Source organism: Streptomyces albofaciens JCM 4342 (assembly GCF_008634025.1).
In the GTDB taxonomy this organism is placed as follows: Bacteria; Actinomycetota; Actinomycetes; order Streptomycetales; family Streptomycetaceae; genus Streptomyces; species Streptomyces albofaciens.
Genome location: NZ_PDCM01000002.1, coordinates 178166 through 201362, shown reverse-complemented (window position 1 = coordinate 201362; position 23197 = coordinate 178166). Strand labels below are relative to the sequence as shown.

Annotated in this window: 14 protein-coding genes and 2 pseudogenes; 13 read left to right on the top strand and 3 right to left on the bottom strand. The window is 73.4% G+C overall.

Going from position 1 to position 23197, the window contains the following annotated elements; genetic code table 11:
• Positions 1–70 precede the first annotated feature (70 nt).
• On the bottom strand, positions 71–3244 hold the full coding sequence (locus CP973_RS21875; RefSeq protein ID WP_150244112.1) for an ATP-binding protein: 3174 nt from the start codon (positions 3242–3244) through the stop codon (positions 71–73).
• Positions 3245–3529: 285 nt separating this feature from the next.
• Between CP973_RS21875 and CP973_RS21870 the strand changes: the two genes are divergently transcribed.
• The 3 genes from CP973_RS21870 (at position 3530) to CP973_RS21860 (ending at position 6868) form a co-directional block, all read left to right on the top strand.
• A complete protein-coding gene (locus CP973_RS21870) occupies positions 3530–4330 on the top strand; it encodes an alpha/beta fold hydrolase (protein WP_150244110.1) in 801 nt (266 codons plus the stop codon).
• A 1036-nt stretch (positions 4331–5366) separates the two neighbouring features.
• Positions 5367–5654, top strand: a complete 288-nt coding sequence (locus tag CP973_RS21865) for an acyl carrier protein (RefSeq protein ID WP_150244108.1) — start codon at positions 5367–5369, stop codon at positions 5652–5654.
• On the top strand, positions 5651–6868 hold the full coding sequence (locus CP973_RS21860; protein WP_150244106.1) for a beta-ketoacyl-[acyl-carrier-protein] synthase family protein: 1218 nt from the start codon (positions 5651–5653) through the stop codon (positions 6866–6868). The genes CP973_RS21865 and CP973_RS21860 overlap by 4 nt, the downstream gene beginning before the upstream one ends.
• 72 nt (positions 6869–6940) lie before the next feature.
• Here the strand turns inward: CP973_RS21860 and CP973_RS21855 are convergent, their stop codons facing one another.
• The gene (locus CP973_RS21855) at positions 6941–7957 is read right to left on the bottom strand and encodes an MDR family NADP-dependent oxidoreductase (protein WP_150244104.1); all 1017 of its coding nucleotides are present in this window, start codon (positions 7955–7957) and stop codon (positions 6941–6943) included.
• A 714-nt stretch (positions 7958–8671) separates the two neighbouring features.
• On the opposite strand from CP973_RS21855, the gene CP973_RS41025 reads away from it, so the two are divergent.
• The 6 genes and pseudogenes from CP973_RS41025 to CP973_RS21820 form a co-directional block, all read left to right on the top strand.
• The gene (locus tag CP973_RS41025) at positions 8672–9277 is read left to right on the top strand and encodes a hypothetical protein (RefSeq protein ID WP_244409929.1); all 606 of its coding nucleotides are present in this window, start codon (positions 8672–8674) and stop codon (positions 9275–9277) included.
• Positions 9278–10233: 956 nt separating this feature from the next.
• The gene (locus CP973_RS21840) at positions 10234–10731 is read left to right on the top strand and encodes a pyridoxamine 5'-phosphate oxidase family protein (RefSeq protein WP_150244100.1); all 498 of its coding nucleotides are present in this window, start codon (positions 10234–10236) and stop codon (positions 10729–10731) included.
• A 66-nt stretch (positions 10732–10797) separates the two neighbouring features.
• Positions 10798–13971, top strand: a complete 3174-nt coding sequence (locus CP973_RS21835; protein WP_150244098.1) for an amino acid adenylation domain-containing protein — start codon at positions 10798–10800, stop codon at positions 13969–13971.
• The gene (locus CP973_RS21830) at positions 13968–15200 is read left to right on the top strand and encodes a cytochrome P450 family protein (RefSeq protein ID WP_150244095.1); all 1233 of its coding nucleotides are present in this window, start codon (positions 13968–13970) and stop codon (positions 15198–15200) included. The genes CP973_RS21835 and CP973_RS21830 overlap by 4 nt, the downstream gene beginning before the upstream one ends.
• A 106-nt stretch (positions 15201–15306) precedes the next feature.
• Positions 15307–16551, top strand: a complete 1245-nt coding sequence (locus CP973_RS21825) for a cytochrome P450 (RefSeq protein ID WP_150244093.1) — start codon at positions 15307–15309, stop codon at positions 16549–16551.
• A 29-nt stretch (positions 16552–16580) separates the two neighbouring features.
• Positions 16581–16797, top strand: a pseudogene (locus tag CP973_RS21820) (IS5 family transposase); the annotation flags it as partial.
• A gap of 70 nt (positions 16798–16867) precedes the next feature.
• On the opposite strand, the gene CP973_RS21815 reads toward CP973_RS21820, so the two are convergent.
• Complete coding sequence (locus tag CP973_RS21815) at positions 16868–18394, bottom strand: GMC family oxidoreductase (RefSeq protein ID WP_150244091.1); 1527 nt, start codon at positions 18392–18394, stop codon at positions 16868–16870.
• A gap of 426 nt (positions 18395–18820) precedes the next feature.
• Between CP973_RS21815 and CP973_RS21810 the strand changes: the two genes are divergently transcribed.
• The 4 genes and pseudogenes from CP973_RS21810 to CP973_RS41020 all read left to right on the top strand — a co-directional run bounded on the left by CP973_RS21810 (position 18821) and on the right by CP973_RS41020 (position 23161).
• On the top strand, positions 18821–19378 hold the full coding sequence (locus CP973_RS21810) for a GNAT family N-acetyltransferase (protein WP_150244090.1): 558 nt from the start codon (positions 18821–18823) through the stop codon (positions 19376–19378).
• 400 nt (positions 19379–19778) lie between these two features.
• Positions 19779–20805: pseudogene (locus CP973_RS21805) on the top strand (dipeptidase).
• Between the two features lie 341 nt (positions 20806–21146).
• Positions 21147–22229 carry a M20 family metallopeptidase gene (locus CP973_RS21800; RefSeq protein WP_150250032.1) on the top strand — a complete coding sequence of 361 codons (1083 nt, stop codon included), beginning with the start codon at positions 21147–21149 and terminating at the stop codon, positions 22227–22229.
• Positions 22226–23161: a GNAT family N-acetyltransferase gene (locus tag CP973_RS41020; protein WP_244409928.1), complete on the top strand. Its 936-nt coding sequence runs from the start codon at positions 22226–22228 to the stop codon at positions 23159–23161. The genes CP973_RS21800 and CP973_RS41020 overlap by 4 nt, the downstream gene beginning before the upstream one ends.
• The last annotated feature ends 36 nt before the right edge of the window (positions 23162–23197 follow it).

Genomic DNA, 23197 nt, shown 5'->3' with positions numbered 1-23197 from the left:
CGCTTGCAACGGGGGTGCGGGGCGGCCGTTCGGAGCCCATGGCGGGGCAGGGCGAGCAGCCGTCCGGCGCTCACAGGCGCCACCGCACCTCACAGTCCGGTGCGTAGCGGCACATCGCGCCGGTCGACACGGTCGCCTGTAGATGGGAGGCGAGTTCGGGGTGGTGCTCTTTCAGGCGGCGCAGGGTGTCCCGGATGCGGGCGGTGACGTTCTTGCGGGCGCGGTCGGTCTCGTCGCCGAGGCGGCGGGAGCGCCCCGCCAGGCCGGAAGCCTTGCGGAGTTCGGCGAGCAGGGCCTTCCGCTCGCTGTCGTACTCCGCGACCGTGTGGCCGTCGCCGCGTACGGCCGCCCTGTCGATCTCGTCGTCGAGCAGTTCCAGACGCTGCCGGTAGCGGGTCTTCGCCTCCTCGTCCAGGACCAGGTCGCTTCCGAGGGCGCCCGCAGCCGCTGCCAGGGGCGCGCTGTCCGGGTACAGCAGGCGGACGGCCGGGATGTCCTGGCCCGGGAGGCCGAGCAGCGTGTGCAGGTCGGCGAGTCCTTTGGCGTCGGGTACGTGGACGGTGCGGCCCGCGTAGCGAAGGCGCCACACGGCTCCGTTGCGTACGAACTCCCGCTCCGGATGGTCGAGTTGGCGGCCAGGGTGCGGGGCGGGGGAGGGGGCGAGGCTTCGAGCCCGTTCGGCAAGGTGTGGCATGCCCAGTTCGCGGGCCTCCGCTTCCGTCTCGTGAAGGAGAGCGGCGGCCCGGTTCGTGTCGTCGTGGCCCGCCCGGGCGAGCAAGGCGCGGGCCAGTTCCGTACGGGCGCGTACCGACCAGGGGCGGGCGTGCAGCCGGTCGGCGGAGCGCGCGGCCGTGGTGAGGTCCCGTACCGCCGCGTCCCACTGCTCCTCGGCGGTGTGCAGCAGGCCCGACCACAGGGCTGCCGGGCCGCTGATGTCCCAGCCGAACAAGGAGACCAGCCACTGCCCCCGGTACGGCGCCAGGACGGCGTGCGCCTGCCCGCAGCGCGCCGGGTCCCGGGACGCCGCCGCGCTCTGCGCCTGGAGCCGGACCCGCAGGGGAGCGATGCCGCGTTCCAGCACGCTGTCGTCGCACGGGCCGCCCCCGGGCCATGGCACCGGGCCGTGCGGGGCGGTGCCCCGTTCCAATGCGGTGATGCCCGCCAGCACCTCGGTGTACAGGTGGTCCTGTCCGCGCATCGCGCGGTATGCCTGCTCCGCTTCCGGGAAGCTGCCCCGGAGGACGGCCAGCGCCCAGCGGTGGTGGCCGACGAAGTACTGGTAGTAGTTGGCGTGGGTGCCGCTGAGGGCCAGCGTCTGCGCGAGCAGGTCGTCGGCCTCGGGGAAGCGGCCCATGAACGCGTACACGACGCTGCGGTCGATAACCGAGATCATGCTGGTCCGGGGTAGCCCGCAGGCGTCCGCTCCGGCCACCGTGTCGGAGAACTGCCGCAGAAAGCCGGGGTCGTCCAGTTCCAGCAGGGCGACCCAGCGCATCGACGCCGCCAGATGCTCCATCCACACATCGGCCCGGCGGCGGGACACCTCCATCAGCTCCCCGGCCACCCGGACCCGCTGTTCGGCCGTGCCGGGTGCCCACACCGCGTGCAGGCGCGCCCACAGCCCCAAGTGGAGGGCGTCGTCGTCCCCGGCGGCGCGGGCGGCTGCCACGACGCGGCGGGCCACCTCGTCCACCGGGCCCGCGTCAGGGTTGCCGGGGCCGTCGGCGGCGGGGCGAGGCCCCGGAACCAACGCGCGGTGCGCCTCGCGCAGGGCCCGGGTCTTGAGCCCCGTCCCGTCGCCCCGGCCGTCCGCGTGGTGCAGCGTGAGCGCCACCCGGCCCACGAGCCCGGCGTCGCCCGTGCCGGACGCCAGCGTGGCGGCGTCCTCGTACACCAGCCAGGAGCGTTCGTGTTCGCCCAGGAGCTGGAGTTCGGCACCGAGGTCGAGGGCGAGCAGCACGTGGCGGCGTGGGTCGGCGGTCCCGAGCCGTTCCAGCGCGCGCCGGTAGTGCGCCACGGCCTCCTCGCTCGCCAGCCTGCTCACCGCGTGCCGGCCCGCGGCCACCAGGATGTCCACCGCCTCGTCGGCGTCGAGGTCCGGGCCCGCGAAGTACGCGTGCCGGGCCAGATCGGTCGGCCGCGCCCGGTCCCCGGCGCCTGCGGTGTCCCGCAGGGCGCGTACGGCGGCGGCGTGCAGGTGGCGGCGCCGGTCCTCGGCCAGCCCGTCGTACAGGGTCTCCCGTACCAGGTCGTGGGTGAAGACGTACGCGTCCGCCGCCGACGGCTCCAGCAGCCCGGCCGCGACCGCCTCCCCGAGCAGACCGGTGGTCTGGGGCTCCGTCGACCCGGCCGTACGGGCCAGCGTTCTCCGCCCGAACCGGCGGCCCAGCACGGCGGCGGCGCCGAGCAGCCGCACGGTGGGCTCGCCGAGCAGTGCCAGCCGCCGGTGCACCACGGCGCGCACGCCGGGCGCCACCGCGGCCACGGGCTGCCCGGCCGACCACAGGCGGGCCGTCTCCTCCACGAAGTACGGATTGCCGCCGGTGCGTTCGCACATCCCCGCGGTCGTGGCGGCGTCCGGACGGACACCGACCGTACGCGCGGCCAACTCCGCGACCTGCGGCGGGGTCAGACCCGTCAACGCGAGTGTGGTGGCCTTCGCCGCCAGTCGCGGCAGCAACGGCCGCAGGGGATGGTCGGGGCGCTGCACCTCCACGTCGCGGTACGTCCCGATCACCAGCAGCCGCTCGTACCAGGTGTGCTGCGCCGTGAACTCCAGCAGGCTCAGCGACGCGGCGTCCGCCCAGTGCAGGTCCTCCAGCACCACGGTCACCGGGCGACTCTGCGACATGACGGTCAGCAGCGTCGTCACCGCGTCGAACAGCTCGAACCGCAGCGCTTCCCCGGCGCTCGCGCCCTCACCCAGGAGTACGGAGAGCGCTCCACCGGCTGCTGTCGCCGCCGCCTCCCACTCTGCGGCCGACGCGCCGCGCCGCAAGCTCCGTACGGCCTGCGTCCACGGCCAGAAACCGGGCGTGCTGTCGGAGTCCCAGCAAGTTCCGTGCACCACCAGCATGCCGCCGGACTCCCGCGCCTCGTCCACCGCACTGCGCACCAAGGACGTCTTGCCGATGCCCGCCTCACCCGTGACCAGCACCAGGCCGCCATGACTGGCACGCGCCCGCTCCAGACGGGACCGCAGCATCCGTACGCTGTGCTCCCGCCCGATCAGCGCGGTTTCCATTCGGTCCTCCCGGGCGTGGGCTGCGCGGTATCCCGGCGCTCCGGCCACGCGACGCGTCAGCGGTACGTCGGTCCGTGGGCGGGTGCGCCGTCGCCGCCTTGATAGCTCCGGGGAGGGAGGCCGCGCGGCGTTACGTACCGATGTCACCTTCCCGGGTGGAACGGGGCGGGTGAGGTGGCCACGCCGGTCTGTCACGCCCGATGAGTATGTTGAGGGCCGGTGAGGTCCGGGACAACGGACATCGCCGGGGGAAAGGATGGACCTGGGGGAGAGGATGGATCGCCGATGACCGCGATACACATGACGGTGTGGGACGAGACCGGCGGCAAGGGGGCCCCGGCGGTCTTCGTGCACAACATCTTCACGTGGGGGAGCGACGAGACGTACGGGTTCGCGGCCCAGCGGCCGCTGGCCGACCGCTACCGCCTGCTGCTGGTGGACCGCCGTGGCTACGGCCGCAGCCCCGACACGCCCCGCAGCGACTTCGACACCGACGCCGACGACTTGGTGGACCTGCTGGCGCGGCAGGACGGAGGCGCGCATCTGGTCGGCCATGGCAACGGTGGCCTGGCGGCCATGCTCGCCGCCGGACGCCGTCCCGACCTCGTACGGTCCCTGACGCTGATCCAGCCCTCCGCGTTCTCCGCGGCCGCCGGCCACCCGGCCATCGAGGCCATGCTGGAACGGGTGCGGGGCAGCGCCGGAGTGCCGGAATCGGTGACGGCGGAGCAGTATCTGCGTGCTTCCACGGAGGGCATCGGCATGCCCATGCCCGACCCCACGCCGCAGCGCCTCCGTGCCGTGGCCACCTCGATGCGCGAACGTCCGGTGTGGGAAGCGACGGTGCCCCTGGAACCGTTGCGGGCCGCACCGTGGCCGACCCTGGTGATCTGCGGGACCTGGCAGCATGCGCCGGAGCTGTACCGCACGTACGTGGGCGAAGCGCTGACCGCCTGCGCCGAGGCCGTGGCCGACGCGGTCGGCGCCCGGCTCCTGCGCGTGCCCGGCTACTACCCGCACACCCAGGAACCTGCCGCGGTCAACGCGGCCCTGCGGGAACTGTGGGACGGGCGACCGTCAGCGTGAACGGTCACTGCCCTCCGCCGCTGGAACTGTCCGGCCGACAGCCGGATCGGCTCCCTGTTCTACGGATGACACGTTGGGGTGCGCGTCTCCGGGAATGTCATGATGACGTGGAAAATGGAAATGCTTCTTGGTGCAGGGGTGTTCCGCCCCGGGCCCGGAAACAGCGATCGAGTTACGGCTCATTCCCTTCCCCGCACCGGCATTTCGGCTGACGCGCCCGGACCGGACGGCGATTCCCCGCCCGGCGAGTCCGGGGTCGCCAGGTAATCCGTCAGAACGGTCCGCTGCGCGGTATGGAGCAGACGGGGCCTTCGGCGCGTGGTGTCCCGCACGCGGACAGCGCCTGTGCTGCGCGAATGGCGTATCCGTGCCGCCGACGAGGGCGTGCGATTTCCACGGCGGGACGCCGGGCCGGTGCCGGCTGCCGGAAGCTGCCCGCGGCGCGGAAACGTCATCCCTGCGGAGCGCGACCAAGGAGGCTTGTGGCTGCACACATTGATGAGTCGATACACCTCGATGAGCCGATCCGTCTGGCGACGGTGGAAAGGGCACGGTCGCTCGGCGGGGGCGCCGAGGAATCCATCTTTTCTAGCTGACCGGTGCACCACACTGCCCTGCACGGAAGGCCGGTGACCCGCGGCACGATCGTGCTGCCTCTGCCGAGAGCGGCCAACCACTACCCGGACGCTTTCGACAGTCCGCACACCTTCCGGCCCCGGCGCTGTTTTGCCTCGGCCGCCCAAGGAGAAGCACCGGCGCGGCATTCGGCTTTCGGAGCGGTCGCGCATTTCTGACGGGGGGCGGCCCTGGCCCGGCTGACCGACCGCAGCGTGCTGTCCGGACCTGCCACCTGCCCGCCCAGGCTGCACGACGCGCCCCGCATATACGGCGAAGGCGTCGTCGTACGCGGTCTGCGCAGCGTGCCGGTCACCCGGCCGGACCGGCCCGTGGACCGGCCCCCGCACCTTCCGGCCGGCGGCACGGCCACCTGCGCCGAGCCGTCGTGCCCCGTCCCCCACACGCAAAGGAGCATCACATGACCAGCCGCCTCTTTCCGCACCTGGCCAGCGAGCTGGAGCAGGCCTTCGGCATCGACCGTGCGGCCGCCACGCCCGAGACCACGATCGAAGCGCTGGGCCTGGACTCGCTGGCGCTGATGGAACTGGTGGTGCGTTACGAGGACGAGCACGGCGCCGAGCTGCCCGACACGGCCGACGGCCGGCTGGGCACCACGTCGACGCTCGCCGACATCTGCGCCGTACTCGAACAGGCACTGCCCGACGAACACCGGACGCCCCGGCCCACCGGGGGCACGCCGTCATGAGCGAGCCCGTGGCCGTGACCGGGATGGGCCTGCTCACACCGGCCGGCGCCGGAGGCCGGGCGATGTGGGAATGCCTGTGCCAGGGCCGGTCCACCGCGGCGACCGACCCCGCCCTCAAGGACATGCCGGTCGACTTCTCCTGCCGGGTGCCCGGCTTCGACCCGGCCGGTGTGAAGGCCATCGCATGGCGTACGAACCGTTTCATCCAGCTGGCGGTGGTGGCCGCCCGGATGGCGGTCGCCGACGCCGCGCTGACGCCGGAACGGTGGGACCGGCGCCGCATCGGCGTCGTGCTGGGGGTCGGCGCCGCCAGCATGGAGCACTGGCCCGGCGAGAGCGAGAAGCTGCTCCAAGGGCGGCTGCGTGGCGTCTCCCCGCTGGCGCTGCCGCGTTCCATCCCCAACATGGCCGCCGGAGAGGTCGCCCTGGACCTGGGGGTGACCGGCCCCAACCTGACCGTCTCCACCGCGTGCGCCTCGGGAGCCAGCGCGCTCGGCGTGGCCAAGGACCTGCTGGCCGCCGACCGCTGCGATGTGGTGCTGGCCGGCGGGGCCGAATCCCCCAGGGCGTCGAAGATGGTGGCCCTGTGCTTCTCCCGGATGTCGGTGCTGTCCCGGCGGTGCCAGGACCCAGGGCGCGCCTCCCGGCCCTTCGACGCGGACCGGGACGGGTTCGTGCTGGGGGAGGGCGCGGCGGTCCTCGTACTGGAGAAGGCCGGGCACGCCCGCGCCCGCCGGGCCGGCGTACAGGCCTGGCTGGCGGGCTACGGTGCTTCCGCCGACGCCCACCACCCCACCACGCCCGACCCGCAGGGCAAGGGCGCCGCGGCCGCCATCGACGCCGCGCTGACCGAGGCCGGCCTGCGGACCGGCGACATCGACCACGTCAACGCCCACGGCTCCGCCACCGACTTCAACGACCTGTTCGAAGCCCGCACCCTGAACCGGGTCTTCGACCGGCCGCCGCCGGTCACCGCGAACAAGGGCGCGCTGGGCCACGGGATCGGTGCCGCCGGCGCCATCGAGGCCGCGTGCGGCGTGCTGACCCTGCAGCACCAGCTGATCCCGCCGGTGGCGAACCTCACGCGCCTCGATCCGCGTATCGACCTCGACGTCGTGGCCGGTACGCCCCGTCCGCAGGGCGTGGAAGCGGTGCTGAGCAACTCCTTCGGCTTCGGCGGGCAGAACGCCGTACTGATCCTCACCCGGGCCTGACCCGGGTCCGGCCGGGACCGAGCGAGCCTGACCGGGACTGAGGAGGCTTGTCGGCCGACTGGTGGCCGCCGCTCACAGCTCGACGTGGACGGTGCCGGTGTGCCGGCCCGCTATCAGCTCGCGGAGGGCGCGCGGGGCCTGGTCGAGACCCTTCAGCACGGTACGGGGGAAGGTGAGGGTGCCGTCGCGCAGCCCACGCCCGAAGAACTCGGTCCACTCGGGGACGATGTCGAGGTGGTCGAACAGGGTCGCGCCGCGCAGGGTGATGCTGCGCGTGATCAGGGCCACGGGGTCGAGGTCGATGGTGGGCGTGTCACCGAGCTGTCCGGCCAGGGCCCCGATCAGCGCGATCCGCGCCCCGCTCCGGGCCACGGCCACGGCCGCCTTCAGCTGGTCGCCGGCCACCTGGTCGATCACCACGTCGACCCCGTCGGGCGCCGCCGCGCGCAGCTGCTCCTCGACCGGTCCGGCACCGCGCAGGACCGCGGCGTCGTAGCCGAGTTCCTTGGTCAGGGTGTCGGCCTTGCGCTGCGAACCGGTGGAGCCGATGACCCGCCCCGCGCCGCGCAGCCTGGCGATCTGCCCGGCCAGCGAGCCCACCGCCCCGGCCGCGCTGGTCACGAACACGGTGTCGCCCGCGCGGACTTCACCGGCGCGCACGACGCCCAGGTAGGCGGCGGCGCCCTGCGTCAGATGAGCGGCCGGGTCGGGCAGCGCGTCGAGGTCCAGGCGCTGGACGGCGTCGGTGCCCAGCGCGGCGTACTCCCGCCAGCCGCCCGTCCGGGTGCTGACGAGGTCTCCCACCCGCAGACCGCTGCCGCCCGGGTCGACGACCTCGCCGATGCTGGGCCCCGGCACACAGGCACCCAGGTCGAACGGCGGCATCGGCAGGTCGTCGCGGCCGCGGACCAGTTCGCTGAGCACGACGGGCACACCCAGCACCGTGGTACGGATCAGCACCTGCCCGGGGCCGGGCACGGGCACCGGAGCCGTGACGAGCGTGAAGTGCTCCTCGGAGGGGGTGCCCGAGGGGCGCGCGGTGAGGTGGACCTCGCGGTGGGTCGCGGGGAGGGCGGTGGGCGCGGTCATGTGACTCCTTGTCACGTCTCGTGTGCGGGACGGTGGCCAGGACTGGTGGGGTGGCCGTGGTACTGCCGCGACAACGCCACGGGCTCGCCCTTCGCTCCCCGTTCCGCTGTCAGCGGAAGCGGTGGGGCCGGTGCTTGTGGGCTCCCGGTGCCTCGGTCCCGTGAGCCGACGGTCGACTCGCGGTGCGGGGCTCGGCGCCACGGACGGACCAGCGGGGACACCGGAACTCCGGGCGCTTCTTGAGCCGCTGCGCCGCGGCGCGCTCCTCCCGGACACGATCGCGGCGGTCGAGCGGCCGGTTCGGGGTGTTCGTGGCACGGCGGAGGCCGGCCCTCTCGCGATGGTGGGACTCGCCCCCCGGCTCCCGGCGCACTTCCCGATCCGTACGTGAACAGCCGCCGACTTCCGGCCGTAACCGCGCCCCAGCCCGCGCCCGTGTACCGCAGCCCGCAGCCCGCAGCCCGCAGCCCGCAGCCCGCAGCCCGCAGCCCGCAGCCCGCAGCCCGCAGCCCGCGCGCCCTTGTCCGCCCCCGTACACCGCAACCCGCCCCCGTACACCGCAACCCGCGCCCGCGCGCCGCAACCCGCGCCCGCCCACCGTCGCCCGCCCCACCACCCGCTACGCTGGTCAATTCGCCCACTCCGATGCCGGGAGTGCCGCATGAGCACGTTCTTGCGTCCGTCCGCCGACCGGGCCGTCATCCGCTGCGACCAGTGTCCGGGCGGCCCGTCCTGTCCACCCACCGGGAGGAGACCGACACCCGCCGCTGCGTACGCTGCCAGGGCGAGCACCGGTGGCTGGCCCTGCCCCATCCCGAGGACCACCTGTGCGCGGTGTGCCGCAGGGAGTGCCCCGGCTGCCAGGCGCCCACCTCCGACGGCGAGCGCTGCCGCGCCTGCCGGGACCGTTGCCGTACCTGTGCCGGGCCGTTGCCGCAGCGTCCCGAGTACGCCTCCGGCATCACGCATGTCGAGCCCGGGAAGCGCAAGGACCGCCGCCGCAAGTGGGCGCGCACCTACTTTCCCCGCTCCTGGGACCGGGACCAGTGCGACGCGTGCCAGACCGCGGCGAGTGCGAAGGATCCGCTGCGGGCGGTGCTGGCCGCGCTGCCCGACAAGCTCGTGCTCGCCTGCGGGGGCGGCGTCCCGCCCGCGTCGTCGACCTCATCCACGACGAGCTGCAGCGGTATCCCGCCGCCCGGATCGCGGCCCGCGTCGAGCGGCGCTGGTGGCGGAGCTGGGCCGGTCGTCCGCTCCGGCGCGACGGTGACGCGCGCCGCGACGGCTACGGGCCCGACGACGTCGCGGTGTGGCTGCTGACCCCGGCCGCCTGCAACGGCCGTGTGAGGACGGCTGGCTGCCGGCTCCGCCGGAGCGGCCCGACCGCGACGACGAACCGTGCCCGGTCTGCCGGGGCGGGTGGCTGCTGTCCGCCCGGCGCGACGAGCGGGACGCGGACGACGAGGGGACGGGCCGCGGCCGGCCGCGGCGCGTTCGCTCGCCGACGCCGTCGGCTACCGGCCCCCGATCCAGGAATGCGCCGGCCGTGGCGGCACTTGCGGACGGCCCGTCGCACCGCCGCACACGCAGTGTCCCGAATGCCTCGACTGGCCCTGGTGCGCCTGCCGACGCCGTCGGCGCAACCCGGACCGGGCCGCCTGCCCCGCCTGCTCCGCGAGTTGAGCGCTACGGGGGGGCGCCGCGTTGTGGGCGGTGTACTACGGGTGGCTACGGGGTTACGGGGTTACGGGGGTCGGGGGGTACGGGGTTACGCGGTAACAGGGTTACAGGAGGTACGGAGCTACGGGACTTCAGGGCTACGGGGCCACGCAGGCCGCACCGACGGGTGGGGGCGGTTCGGCCCGTATCCGGCGTGACGCCTCTCACGTCCCCCGACGGCACCGATCGAGCCGTCCTCGGCGCGCTCGGCGGGACCGCGCCGGGCACGCGTTTCGGCCCCGACCGCTCCGCCGTTCGACGCGCCGTCCGCCGGTCCGATGACTTTCCCGCCTCGTGCGGGACGGGGCCGCACCGTCGGTAACACCCGCGCCGGACGGGGTGATCGCGGCACTTCCGAAGCCGCGATTTCCGGCCGCTCGGCGCCCCGCGCGGCCCTCCCGCGGCGCCCCCGCGAAGCGGCTTGAAACCGTCCAAAGCGTATGTTTGGCGGCTATTCGGTCGGGGAGTGATCTCCTCGTTCTCAAGATTGTTCTCGCGGCGGTCCCCTCGCAACAGGACCACTTCGGCCGCACTTCCCGACTCGGAGGAGCCCTTCCATGCTGCCCGCCATGGCGCGCCACGACCGTGAACGCTTCCTCGCCGAACCGCGCGTCGGCGTCCTGGGTGTCGCCGACACCAGAAGCGGGGACCGGGCGCCCCTGATCGTGCCGGTCTGGTACGGCTACGAGCCCGGCGGCGAGGTCGTGGTGGAGACGGGCCGCGGGACCGTCAAGGCCCGGCTGCTGCGCTCCGCCGGGCGGTTCAGCCTGTGCGCGCAGGACGAGGGGCGTCCGTACCGGTACGTCAGCGTCGAGGGCCCCATCACGGCGGAGGACCCGGTGGACCCGGCCGTGCGCGAGGCCCTGGCCCACCGGTACCTGGACGCCGAGGAGGCGCGCGCCTACCTGACGGCGACCGCGGACCAGCTCAAGGACGACGTCCTCTTCCGTATGCGCCCGGAGCGCTGGCGCAGCGCCGACTTCGCCGCCTTCGCGGCGGACTTCGCCGAGGGGGCCGCCGCCGAGGGCCCCGGCGGCAGCGGCGCCGCGGGCTGAGCGCGCCCGCCCGCGCGTCGCCGCACCGTACGCACCGTACGAAAGTCTGGAAGCGAGAGGGACTTGATGACCGACGTCTACGCTCCGATACGCCCGCTGTTCCGGCCCGCGGCACCGGCGGCCGCCGGCACGTCCGCGTCCGGCTACCCGCGGAACAGCCGTATCCAGGAGCTGTTCGAGGCGCAGGCGGCGGCTCGGCCGCACGCCCCGGCGGCCCGGCACGGGGAGCGCACCGTGACCTACGGGCAGCTCGACGCCCACGCCGACGCCTTGGCGGCGCGCCTGACCGCCTGCGGAGCCCGGCCCGGTGACCTGATCGGCGTGTGCGGCAGCCGCTCGCTGGAAGCGCTGGTGGCGCTGGTGGGCATCCTCAAGGCCGGCTGCGCGTACGTACCGCTGGACGAGGACCTGCCCCCGGCCCGCCTGCGGGCCATGGCCGAGGACGCGGGACTGCGGGTCGCGGTCACCTTGCCGGGCAGCACCCGCCGGGTACGCGGGCTACGCGCGTCGGTCGAGGCCGGCACCCTCGACCGGCCCGCCGGCGGCCCTCCGCCCGGCACCGAAGCGCCCCGCCCCGGTTCCGCCACCGACTGCGCCTACGTGGCGTTCACCTCCGGTACGACCGGCCGCCCCAAGCCCGTCGCGATCTCCCACCGGGGTGTGGTCCGCCTGGTCCTGTCCGACGCCGAACTCTCCCCGCCCGCCCCGGGGGACGGGGTGCTGCACGCCTACGGCCTGTCCTCCGACGCCTCGACGATCGAGATCTGGGGCGCACTGCTCACCGGCGCCTGCCTGGTCCTCGCCGACCGGGAGGAACTGCTCTCGCCTGCCGCCCTGGAGCGGCTGATCCATGAGCACGGCGTCACCGTGGCGTACCTGACGACGAGCGTCTTCCACCTGGTGGCCCGGACCCGCCCCGAGGCCCTGGCCCGGCTGCGCTTCGTCTCCGCGGGCGGCGAGGCGATGGACCCGCGCCTGGCGAACGCCGTCCTCGCGGCGTGCCCCGGCACCACCGTCGTCAACTTCTACGGGCCGACCGAGAACGCCGTCGTCTCCACCGCCCACGTGCTCGGCCTCCTGCCCGACGACGCGGCGCACGTCCCCCTGGGGCGCCCCTTCGGCGCCTCAACCTGCCACGTCGTGCGCCCCGACGGCTCGGTCGCACGACCGGGGGAGGAGGGGGAGCTGTACGTGGGCGGCGACGGGCTGGCCCTGGGCTACCTCGGCGACCCGAAGCTGACCGCCGAACGGTTCATATCCCTCCCCGCCGTGGAGCCGGACGGCCCGCTGTACCGGACCGGCGACCGCGCCGTACGGCACGCCGACGGGCGGCTGGAGTACCGCGGCCGCACCGACCGGCAGGTCAAGCTGCGCGGCGTACGCATCGAACTCGACGAGGTGGAAGCCCGATTACGAGCCCACCCCGAGGTGGGCGAAGCGGCCGTCGAGGCCGAAGCCGGCGCCCTGACCGCGTACCTCACCGCCACCGCCCCCGGCGGCCTGCTGCCCCTGTCCGCCGTGCGCGCGTACTGCGCCCAGTGGCTGCCCCCGCAGGCCGTCCCCGAGCTGGTGCCCTTGGACCGCTTCCCGGTGGCCAGCGGCGGAAAGATCGACCGGGCCCGCCTGAAGTCCGCCGCACCACGCCCGGTCCCGGGCAGCGGCGCCGTGGCGGCGCAGGCCACGGACGAGCCGAAGGCCGAGGGACTGCTCGGCGTCCTGACCGAAGTGTGGCAGCGGGTACTGCGCGTACGGCCCACGCCCCAGGACGACTTCTTCCTCCTCGGCGGCGACTCCCTGCTCGCCTCGGAGACCGTCACCCGCACCCTCGCCGTGCTCGGCCTCGACGCCGCCCTCGGCTCCTCGCTCATCAGGGCCCTGCTGGCCGCACCCACACTCGAAAGCTTCGCCGCCGCCGTGGACGAGGCCCGGGGCGGCTCCGGCGGGACAGCGGACGGGCGACCGGCCGTCGACTTCGTCCGGGAAAGCGAACTCGGCTTCGCCCTCCCGCCCGCCCAAGGCCCCGAACCGCACCCGCACGACCCGAAGAACGTCCTGCTCACCGGCGCTTCGGGGTTCGTCGGCGGCTTCCTGCTGCACCAACTGCTGCGCGCGACGGCCGCCCGCGTCCACTGCCCCGTACGGGCGACGACCCCGGCCCACGCCCGGCAGCGGGTGCACACCGCGCTCGCCCGCTACGGGCTGCACCTCGACGAGGCCGACTGGCAGCGCGTGGAGTGCTTCCCCGGCGACCTGACCCAGCCGCGGCTCGGTCTCGGCGCCGACCACGCCGAGACCCTGGCCCGCGACCTGGACCTGATCGTGCACAACGGCGCGCGGGTCAACTTCCTCTACCCCTACGAGCAGCTGCGCCCGGCCAACGTCGACGGCACCCGCGAGGTCATCCGGATCGCGGCGCCCCGCCGGGTGCCGGTGCACTTCATCTCCACCGTCGCCGTCGTCGCCGGCTTCGGCACCGCCGGGGTGACCGAGGTGGACGAGGACCTGCCGCTCGACCACGCCGACGGGCTGACGATGGGCTACGCGGAGAGCAAGTGGGTCGGCGAAGGGGTGCTGCGCCACGCGTCGGCGCAGGGACTGCCGGTGGCCGTGTACCGGCCGTACGAGGTGACGGGCGACCGCACGCACGGCGCGTGCAACACCGAGACGGCCATCTGCTCGCTGATCAAGATGATCGCCGAGACCGGGCTGGCGCCCGACATCGAGCTGCCGATGGACTTCGTCCCCGTCGACCACCTCGCCGAGTCCGTGGTGCACATCGCCACCCGCCGCCTCGCCGACGGCCGGGTGTACCACCTGACCAACCCCCGCCCGGCCATGCTGTCCGACGTCCTCGACCGGATGCGCGCCGCGGGCTTCGGCCTGCGCGTACTCCCGTACGACCAGTGGGTCGGCGAGCTGGTGCGGCACGTCGCCGAGAACCCGACGAGCGCCACGGCGCCCTTCGTGTCCCTGTGCGTGGACCGCAGCCGCAACGCCGACATGTCCGTCAAGGAGATGTACCTCGCGGGCACCTTCCCGGCCCTGGGGCGGCGCAACGCCGAGGAGGCGCTGGCCGGCAGCGGACTGCACTGCCCGCCGGTCGACGCCACACTGCTGGACCGGTACCTGGAGTACTTCTTCACCTCCGGCTACCTCACACGTCCGGAGCCCGCGCCGGTCCACGGCAAGTCGTACACCGCGTCCCACACCGACACACCGGGATCGGAGCACACCGCATGAGCCACGCCGAAGCCCTCATCCCGGTTCCCGAGGTCGAGCCCGGCACCGCGGGACCGCCGTGCGCCTACGCCCGCCTGCGGACCGAGGCGCCGGTGGTCAAGGCGCGGCTGCCCAACGGCGAGACCGGCTGGCTGATCAGCCGATACGAGGACGCGCGGGCCGCGTTCGCCGACCCCCGGCTCGTACGGCCGCTGCTGTCGGCCTGGCCGCCCCGCGAGGGCAGCGACGCCCCGCCGCCGTGCCTGCCGACCTTCCTGGAGATGACCGGCGCCCACCACGAACGGGTGCGCCGTACCGTTCTGCCGCTGTTCGGCAGGCGGCGGCTCGCCTTCATGGAACCCCGCGTCCGGACGATGGCGGAGGAACTCCTCGACACGATGGTGGCCGGGGCCGACGGGGGAGTGGCGGACCTCGTCGCCTCCTACGCCGAGCCGCTGCCGCTGCGGGTGCTGTGCGCGACCGTCGGCCTGCCCTACGAGGACCGCGAGATCTACCTGCCGCACACCCTCGCGCTCCTGGGCGCCTCCGGCCTGACGATGGAGGAGGTACTCGCGGCCCTGTACGCGTTGCAGGATTATGCGAGCGACCTCATCTCCCGCAAGGAGCGGACGGACGGAGGGAAGGAGGCGGGCGGCGAGGACGAGGACTACATCCGGCTGCTGCTGGCGGAGGCCCGCCGGCCGGACAGCGAGATCACCCGCGACGACGTCGTCAGCTTCGTCGTCACCATGCTCATGGCCGGCTACAAGACCAACATCCAGCACACGGGCAACGCCCTGCTCGCACTGCTCACCCACCCCGAACAGCTGAAGACGCTGCGCGAGGCGCCCGAGCGGACGGGCACCGCGGTGGAGGAACTGCTGCGGTACGTCCCGCTGATGAACGCCATCAACATCCTCGTCGCCACCGAGGACCTCACCCTCCACGGGCAGCACATCCGGGCCGGGGACGCGGTCGTTCCCGTACCGGCGTCCGCCAACCGCGACCCGGAAGCCTTCGCCGAACCCGACCGCCTCGACCTGACACGGACCCCCAACGCGCACATCGCGTTCGGGCACGGCCCCCATGCGTGCACCGGCGGACACCTGACCCGCATGCAGCTCGGTATCGCCATTCAGGTGCTGCTGGAACGGCTGCCCGGCATCGAACTGGCCGTCGCGGCGGAGACCATCCCCTGGGACGAGTCCACCCCGCTGCGCGCACCGGCCCGGCTCCCCGTGCGCTGGTAGGCCCCGTACGGCCGGCCGTCCACCGGCGGCCCCGGCCATTCCGGTGACTCCACCGACTCCAGAGAATTCAGCGACTTCAGCGACTCAGGAACGAGGACCGCACCACGTGACCGCCGAGAACCACACCGCGCAGCCCCAAGCGCCCGCGTCCGACGGAGCCCCGCACGGCGAGCCCCTTCCGCACTACCCCTTCAGCACCCGGGGCGACCGGCTCGCCCCCGAACTCGACGAGCTGCGCGGCCGCTGCCCCGTGGCCCGGGTCAGCACCAACTCCGGTGAACAGGCGTGGCTGGTGACCGACTACGGGCTGGCCCAGCACATCCTGCGGGACCGCGCGTTCGCCCGCTCCGTGCTGGCCGAGGCCGACAGCCCCACCCAGGACGTCCCGATCCTCGCGCCGGAACTGCTCGACGCCATGAACCACCTCCACCGGGCCGGACTGCGCGCCGAAGTGCTCCGCTCGCTCGGCCGCGACCAGCCCGACCTGCCCGCCGACTGGGTCGCGCGGGTCACCGGCGAAGGGCTGGACGCGATGGTCCGCGAAGGCGCCCCCGGCGACCTCCAGCGCCACTTCGCGGAGTGGGTCGCCGCCCAGTGCATGTGCCGGCTCCTCGGCCTGCCCTTCGAGGACCGCGACTGGCTCGCCGTACGGGCCGACCTGGACCTGACCATGGTCACCCCCACCCCCGAGGACATAGCCCGCAACTGGGAGGAGATCCGCGGCTACATGGCCGCGCACATGGCCGCCCGCCGCCCCGGTGAGCCCCGCGGCCTCGTGGACCGCCTCGCCGACCTCAACGCCCCGCACCGAGGGCTGACGGAGCGGCAGCTGTCGAACATCGTGTCCGTCCTCTTCGTCAGCGGTTACGAGGACTTCGCCAGCTTCCTGGGCGTCGCGGCCTTCAATCTGCTCCAGCACCCCGAGACCATCCGCGCGGTGCGCGCCGAGCCGGAGACCATGCCGCAGTGCGTGGAGGAGCTGCTGCGGTGCAGCGTCGTCCTGGGCAACGCGATCCCCCGCTTCGTCACCGCCGACGCGCGGATCGGCCCGGCCCAGGTCAAGAAGGGCGACATGGTCCTGCTCTCCCTGGACGCGGTCAACTACGACTCCGCCGCGTTCCCCGACCCGAAGACCTTCGACCCCGCCCGTTCGCCCAACCCCCACCTGCGCTTCGGCTACGGCCGGCACCACTGCCCCGGCGCCCACCTGGTCCGCCGCCAGTCCGACGTCGCCTTCCGCGTCCTCCTCGACCGCCTGCCCGGCATCCACCTGGCGGTGCCACCGGCCGAGGTCCCCTGGCACCCGAACCGTATGGCGATCATGGCGGCCGGGATACCGGTGGGGTGGTGAGGGCGCGGAGAGGGTGATGCGCCGTCGCCCTGGGGCGCTCGCGGGGTGGGCTGACCAGCAAGGTGCACCTGGCGGCCGAACGGCGCTGCCGTCCGCTGGCCTTCGTGCTCACCCCGGGCAGGCCGCCGACAGCCCACAGTTCATCTCCGTCCTGCGGGCCAACAAGGTGCGCGGCCCGGTGGGTGGCCGCGCACCCGGCCCGACGCGGTCCGCCCAGGAAGGTATCCGGCGGCAGGCAGGCAGGCAGGCGGTGCGGTGACGGCTCGTACGGGTGGGGGGACGGCGAACCGCTCCGTCAGCCGGGTGGACAGCGCGCTTATGACGATGTCCTCCTGGAGTCGGTGCCGCGCAGCAGGTCCGCGGCTCGTTCGGCCACGGCGTACACCGTGGCGACCGTATTCGCCGACGGAATGGACGGGAACACCGAGGCGTCGGCGACCCGGAGTCCGTCGATGCCGTGGACCCGCAGGTCGGGCCCGGTGACAGCGAGGGGATCGGCCCCCATCCGGCAGGTGCCCACCGGATGGGAGTACGAGGTGAGGGTCCGGCGCACAAACCCGCGCACGGCATCGTCGTCGTCCGCGTCCGGCCCGGGAACCACCTCCCGGCCACGCCACGGCGCGAGCGCCGGGGCGTGGCCGATCTCCCGGACGAGCCGCACACCGGCGACGACCGCCGCCAGGTCGCGCTCGTCGGTGTAGAAACCCGGATCGAGCACCGGCGCCGCACCGGGATCGCCGCTTGCCAGCCGCAGCGTGCCGCGGCTGTACGGGCGGATCGCGGAGACAGCGATGGTGTAGCCGTCCTCGGGGTTGGCCGAGGCCAGATGGGAAGGCAAGTCGACGAAGACGACCTGGAGGTCCGGCTCTTCGACAGCGGGATCGCTGCGTATGAGACCGATGGCTTCGCCGTGGTTGTTGCGCCGTGGCGGCAGCGGGCGGGCCGCGCTCGATGTGACGCTGACGATCGGATGGTCGTGGAGCCGGGCGCCGACGCCCGGCAGGTCGAGGACGGTCGTGATGCCCACCTCGGCCAGATGGGCCTGCGGGCCGACCCCCGACAGGAGCAGCAGCTGCGCGGAGCCGATGGCACCGGCAGTCAGGACGACTTCCCCCGCGCAGTCGACGGTCACCTCGTCGCTGCCGGTGCGGTACTCCACGCCGACACAGCGCCCGCCGCTGATGCGCAGCCGCCGCACCAGGGCGTTGGTCACCACGCTCAGGTTGGGCCGCTCCAGGGCCGGCGCGAGATAGGCGTCGGCGGCGCTCTGTCGCCTGCCGTCGACGATGTTGAGGTCCGTCAGTCCGAAGCCCTCCTCCAGGCCGCCGCTGATGTCGGCGGCCCTGGCGTACCCCGTCTCCGCGGCCGCTTCCAGGCACGCTTCGATGACCGGATGCGGCGGGTTGGCGGGCCCCACGGTCAGGGGGCCGTCGATCCCGCGCAGTGCCGGATCGCGGCCCACCGCGGTCTCACTGCGCCGGAAGTACGGCAGCAGGTCGTCGAAGCCCCAGCCCTTGGCGCCCTGGCCGGGCCACCGGTCGTAGCCGCAGTGGTGGCCGCGGGCGAAGACCATGCCGTTGATCGCCGAGGATCCGCCGAGCCCGCGCCCTCGCGGCAGTTGTATGGATGTGCCGGTGGCCGACTGCTCGACGGTGAAGTCTCCCCAGTTCGCGGGCGTCTGGAGCAGGGTCGGCCATGCGGGGGGCGAGGCCTGCGCGGGCAGCACCTTCGAGCCACCCGCCTCGATCAGCAGGACATGCGTGTTCACGTCCTGCGACAACCTCGCCGCCAGCACACAGCCGGCCGTCCCCGCGCCCACGATGACGAAGTCGAATCCCGGCACGCGGTCCCCCTTCGGAGCGTCGTCACTCCCGCACGGCTTCGCCCAGCCGCTATCAGGTATCGAAGCATCACGGTCGCACGGCGGGAAGATTACGCGCCCTTCGATTCCGCCACCGTGATGGTCCGAAACACCGCCGACCAGGCGCCGTATCCGGGGCCGGCACGCCACGAAACAGGTGACCAGGACCGCTTCTTCGGCCGAGACGACCTCATCGCTCGGCGGGCACGGTCACGAGCGCCACCCGCTCGTGACCGAAGCGGTACAGGAGCACAAGACCCGGCTGTACTCGGCGCGGCCGAGGGCGGGTACGAGAAGTAGGTCCACGGCACGAAGGAGGCCCCGCAGGCGGCCCTGGCGTCCCACGAAGAAGTCCTCGTGCACGCCGGACCCGTTGCAGCGGGTCGTGGTGCGGCCGATCATGCCGTCATGGCGCGACCGAGGCAGCACATCGCATGCGGAGACTTCGTCCTGCGGCGCTGGCGGGGGCAGGCGGATTTCGCTCCGGCGTTCAGGCTGATCGAGGAGTCTCTGGACCACTTGCGCCCCTGGGAGCCGTGGGCCGCCGGGCACAGCGAAGAGAGCACCCGGTCGTTCCTCGCGAAAACCGGGGCGCAATGGGCAAGCGGAGACGTGTACAACTACGCCATCGCGAAGAACGGCACGCTCATCGGTATGTGCCAGACCTACCGCGGGCCCGAGCCCCAGGGCCGGCGCATGGGGTACTGGCTGCACCCTGACGCCACCGGCCAGGGCATCGCCACGCGAGCGACAACGGCCTTGGTCACCGAAATGTTCGCCCTGCCGGACGTGGCGTATGTGGAAATCGCGCACGACCTGGCCAACACGTCCAGCGCCGCCATACCGCGCCGTCTGGGCTTCACCGAGATCCGGCGGGAACGGGCGGCGCCGCCGGTGGCTCCCTCGGGCAGCGGCATCCGCGTGGTCTGGCGGTTGAACCGCCGCGAGTCCGAGTCCGGCGGTTGATACACCGTAGGTCCGGCCCGCGTTGACGGCGCTCGGCGCCCCTGATGATCGGTCCTGTCCGAACTCGGCTGCTGCCGCGTCGGCATCGGAAGAGTCAGCACCGACGGCCGCCCCGCGGACCGCGGGCCGCGGGTCGGCCTTGTCCGTATGGCCAAAGGGTGGCCTGCAAGTTCGTTCCCTCGGACCAAGTACCCGGGGTCAGCTCTGCATACGCTGCGACGCAGTTCACCGAGTCGCCCGGAAGTCAGCGTTCCGGTTCGACCCCCTGTCTCCCTGCCCCGCCTGAAGCCCCTTCCCGTGCGGCACGGGTTTCGTACCCGGGCGAGCCGCCGGGCCACACCTGCCCATACCTGCCCCACATCTGCCCACACTTGCCCACTTCCACGCGAAAGGCTTCGTCGTGTCCGTGGACCTGCACCACCGCGCCATCGTCGCCGATGCCCACAACGACCTCCTCATGGCCGTTGCCGCCCGCCCCCCCGGCGCGTTGGGGCCGCTTCTTCCGGGCGCGGTGGCTGCCACAGCTGCGCGAGGGCGGCATCGACATCCAGGTCCTGCCGGTGTTCATCGACGATCAGTACCGGCCCGAGGGGGCGCTCCGGCAGACCCTCCGCATGATCGAGTGCGCCCACGTCCTTGCCGAGGCCAACGCCGATCAGGTGGCTCTGTGCCGCAACGGTGCCGACATCGACGCGGCCCTCGCCGAGAACAAGATCGCCCTGGTGCTCGCTCTGGAGAGCGCGCCGGGCATCGACGCCTCCGTCGAACTGTTCTCCACCCTGTACCGGCTCGGCGTGCGGATCGCCTCGATCGCCCATTGGGGACGTACTCCGCTCGCGGACGGCAGCCGGGAGGACGCGACCGGCAGCCGGCTGACCGCCCCCGGTGTCCGGGCGCTGCGGGAAATGGAACGCCTGGGCATGCTTTTCGACATCTCCCACCTGTCGGCGAGCGGCGTCTCCCACGTCCTGGAGCTCGCCACCCGCCCGCTGATCGCCACCCACTCCTGCGCCCGCGCCCTGCGGGACCACCACCGCAACCTCACCGACGACCAGATCCGGGGTGTGGCCGGCACCGGCGGCATGGTGTGCGTGAACTTCGTCCCGGACTTTCTCACCGACGACCAGGCCAAGGTGAGCGTCGACCTGGTCGTCGACCACATCGAACACATCATCTCCGTGGCAGGCATCGGCCACGTCGGCCTCGGCTCGGACTTCATCCGCGAGGTCACGGCGGACGTCACCCCGCCCTGCTGCGAGAACGCCGACGACGAGGACCCTCTGTTCGACTTCCCCGGGCTGGCGGGTCCGGCCGGTATGCCGCTGGTCACCGAGGCGATGGTCCGCCGGGGGCTGCCCGAGGAGGACATCCTGGCGGTACTCGGCGGGAACATGCGGCGGCTGGTGAGCAAGTACATGGGGCCCTAAGCCAGCGAGCACGTGGGCTGGGGATGCGAGCACGTGGGCTGAAGCAAGCGAGCACGCGGGCTGAAGCCAGCGAGCACGTGGGCTGATGAGCGAGTACGCGGCCTTGTGAGACGTACGTGTGCTCCTGCGACGTCCCTCCGCCCCTCCGCCCCTCCGCCCCTCCGTCCCTCTGCCCCACCGCCCCAGCACCCCACCACCTCACCGCCCCGCCGAACCACTGCGCCTGAACACCTCACTCCCCGGAGAGCTCACCCGTGCCACACCACCCCGCTCCGACCGCGGACCGTGCCCCGTCCGCCCCGTCCGCCCTTCCCACCCCACCCACCCCGTCCCTGGACACCATGCTCGCCGACCTCGAAGAACTCGTCTCCCACGAGTCCTTCTCGGACGACCACGCGGCCGTGGCCCGCAGCGGCCAGGTGGTCGCCGCGCAGGGCCACAGGCTGCTCGGCGCCGCGCCCCGGACGCTGGTCGTCGAGGGCGTCACCCACGTGCAGTGGGCCTTCGGTACCCCGCGCATTCTCCTGCTGGGCCATCACGACACCGTCTGGCCGATCGGCTCCCTCAGGACCCACCCCTGGTCGGTGGAGCAGGGCATCGCCCGCGGCCCCGGCGTGTTCGACATGAAGGCCGGTCTGGTCCAGATGTTCCACGCCCTCGCCTCACTGCCCTCTCTCGACGGGCTGTGCGTGCTCGTCACCGGCGACGAGGAGACCGGCTCGGCCACCTCCCGCGCGCTCATCGAGGACCTCGCGCGCCAGTGCTCGGCCACGCTCGTCCTGGAGCCTTCGGCGCCCGGCGGGGCCTTGAAGACCAGCCGGAAAGGCGTGTCCCTCTACGACATCACCGTCCACGGGCGCGCCGCCCACTCCGGGCTGGAACCGGAGAAGGGCGTCAACGCGGCCACCGAACTCGCCCACCAGCTCCTCGCCCTGGAGGGCGTCGCCGACACCGTCACCGCCTCCACCGGGCCCGGGACGAGCGTGACGCCCACCCTGATGAGGGCCGGCACCTCCAACAACACCGTGCCCGCGCGGGCCGGGCTGAGCGTGGACGTCCGGGTGCCGAACGCCGCCGCGCAGGAGGCGGCCGACCAGCTCATCAGGGCTCTTGAGCCGCGGGTCCCCGGTGCCCGCATCCAGGTCGACGGTGGTCCCAACCGGCCGCCCCTGGACCCCGACGCCTCCCGGGAGCTGTTCGCCCTGGCCACCGAGCAGGCCGTACGGCTCGGCCTCGGACCGCTGCGGCAGGCGGCCGTCGGCGGTGCCTCCGACGGCAACTACACCGCCGGGGCCGGCTGCCCCACGCTCGACGGCCTCGGCGCGGTGGGCGACGGCGCGCACGCCGACCACGAACACGTCGTCACCGCCACCATGCCGGCCCGCGCCCGGCTGCTGGCCCAGCTCGTCGGAGCACTGCGGTGAAGGGGACGACCGTCCGGGAACTCCACCGCATGGAGGACTTCGAGGCCGTCAGCCTTCTCTACGCCGGCATCTGGGGGAGCGAGCCCGGCAGCTCGCCGATCTCCGCCGAGGTCATGCGGGCCCTCTCGCACGCCGGCAACTACGTGGCCGGAGCGTACGAGGGCGGCCGCCTGGTGGGGGCGTCCGTCGCCTTCCTCGGCGACCCCATCGGCACCGGTCTGCACTCCCACATCACCGGCGCCGTCATGGGACGTGGCGTGGGCCTCGCCCTCAAGTCGCACCAGCGGCAGTGGGCGCTAGCCCGCCGGCTGACGCGCATCACCTGGACCTACGATCCGCTCATCCGCCGCAACGCCTACTTCAACCTGGTCAAACTCGGCGCTCGCCCGGAGGAGTACCTGACCTCCTTCTACGGCGCGATGGACGACGCCATCAACGGCGGCGACGAGTCGGACCGGGTGCTGGCCGCCTGGGACCTCACCGCGCCCACTCCGTGCGGGACCGCGCCCACCCCCTGCGGGACCGCGCCCACCCCCTGCGGGACCGCGCCCGCCCCGCCGGGCACAACGCCCTTCCCGCCAGGCCCTACGCCCGTCCCACCCGAAACCGCACCCGTCCCACCCGAAACCGCACCCGCTCCGCTCGAACCCGCGCCTTCGCCGCTTGAGGTGGTCGAGCTTCCCGCCGGCGCCGCGCACGGCGTCCGGAACCGTGAAGGCCGTCCGGAGGTCGCCGAGACCGACGCCGAGACCGTGCTCGTCGACCTGCCCGACGACATCGAGGTCCTGCGCCGCACCGATCCCGGCGCCGCCCGGGCCTGGCGGCTGGCCGTGCGGGAATCGCTGGGCGGCCTGCTCACCGAAGGCGCCCGCGTCGTGGGCCTCCACGAACGCCGCCGCTACGTGATCCAACGCACCTCCACCCCCGCCTGACCGACCCGACCACCCCGCCCCCCGCCTGACCGGTCC

What these genes read in the sequence shown, in the direction of transcription:
- CP973_RS21875 (WP_150244112.1), bottom strand. Translation starts at nt 3,244, where the DNA reads ATGGAAACCGCGCTGATCGGGCGGGAGCACAGCGTACGGATGCTGCGG.
- CP973_RS21800 (WP_150250032.1), top strand. Translation starts at nt 21,147, where the DNA reads ATGCTCGCCGACCTCGAAGAACTCGTCTCCCACGAGTCCTTCTCGGAC.
- CP973_RS21865 (WP_150244108.1), top strand. Translation starts at nt 5,367, where the DNA reads ATGACCAGCCGCCTCTTTCCGCACCTGGCCAGCGAGCTGGAGCAGGCC.
- CP973_RS21810 (WP_150244090.1), top strand. Translation starts at nt 18,821, where the DNA reads ATGGCGCGACCGAGGCAGCACATCGCATGCGGAGACTTCGTCCTGCGG.
- CP973_RS21840 (WP_150244100.1), top strand. Translation starts at nt 10,234, where the DNA reads ATGCTGCCCGCCATGGCGCGCCACGACCGTGAACGCTTCCTCGCCGAA.
- CP973_RS21860 (WP_150244106.1), top strand. Translation starts at nt 5,651, where the DNA reads ATGAGCGAGCCCGTGGCCGTGACCGGGATGGGCCTGCTCACACCGGCC.
- CP973_RS21835 (WP_150244098.1), top strand. Translation starts at nt 10,798, where the DNA reads ATGACCGACGTCTACGCTCCGATACGCCCGCTGTTCCGGCCCGCGGCA.
- CP973_RS21870 (WP_150244110.1), top strand. Translation starts at nt 3,530, where the DNA reads ATGACCGCGATACACATGACGGTGTGGGACGAGACCGGCGGCAAGGGG.
- CP973_RS21830 (WP_150244095.1), top strand. Translation starts at nt 13,968, where the DNA reads ATGAGCCACGCCGAAGCCCTCATCCCGGTTCCCGAGGTCGAGCCCGGC.
- CP973_RS21855 (WP_150244104.1), bottom strand. Translation starts at nt 7,957, where the DNA reads ATGACCGCGCCCACCGCCCTCCCCGCGACCCACCGCGAGGTCCACCTC.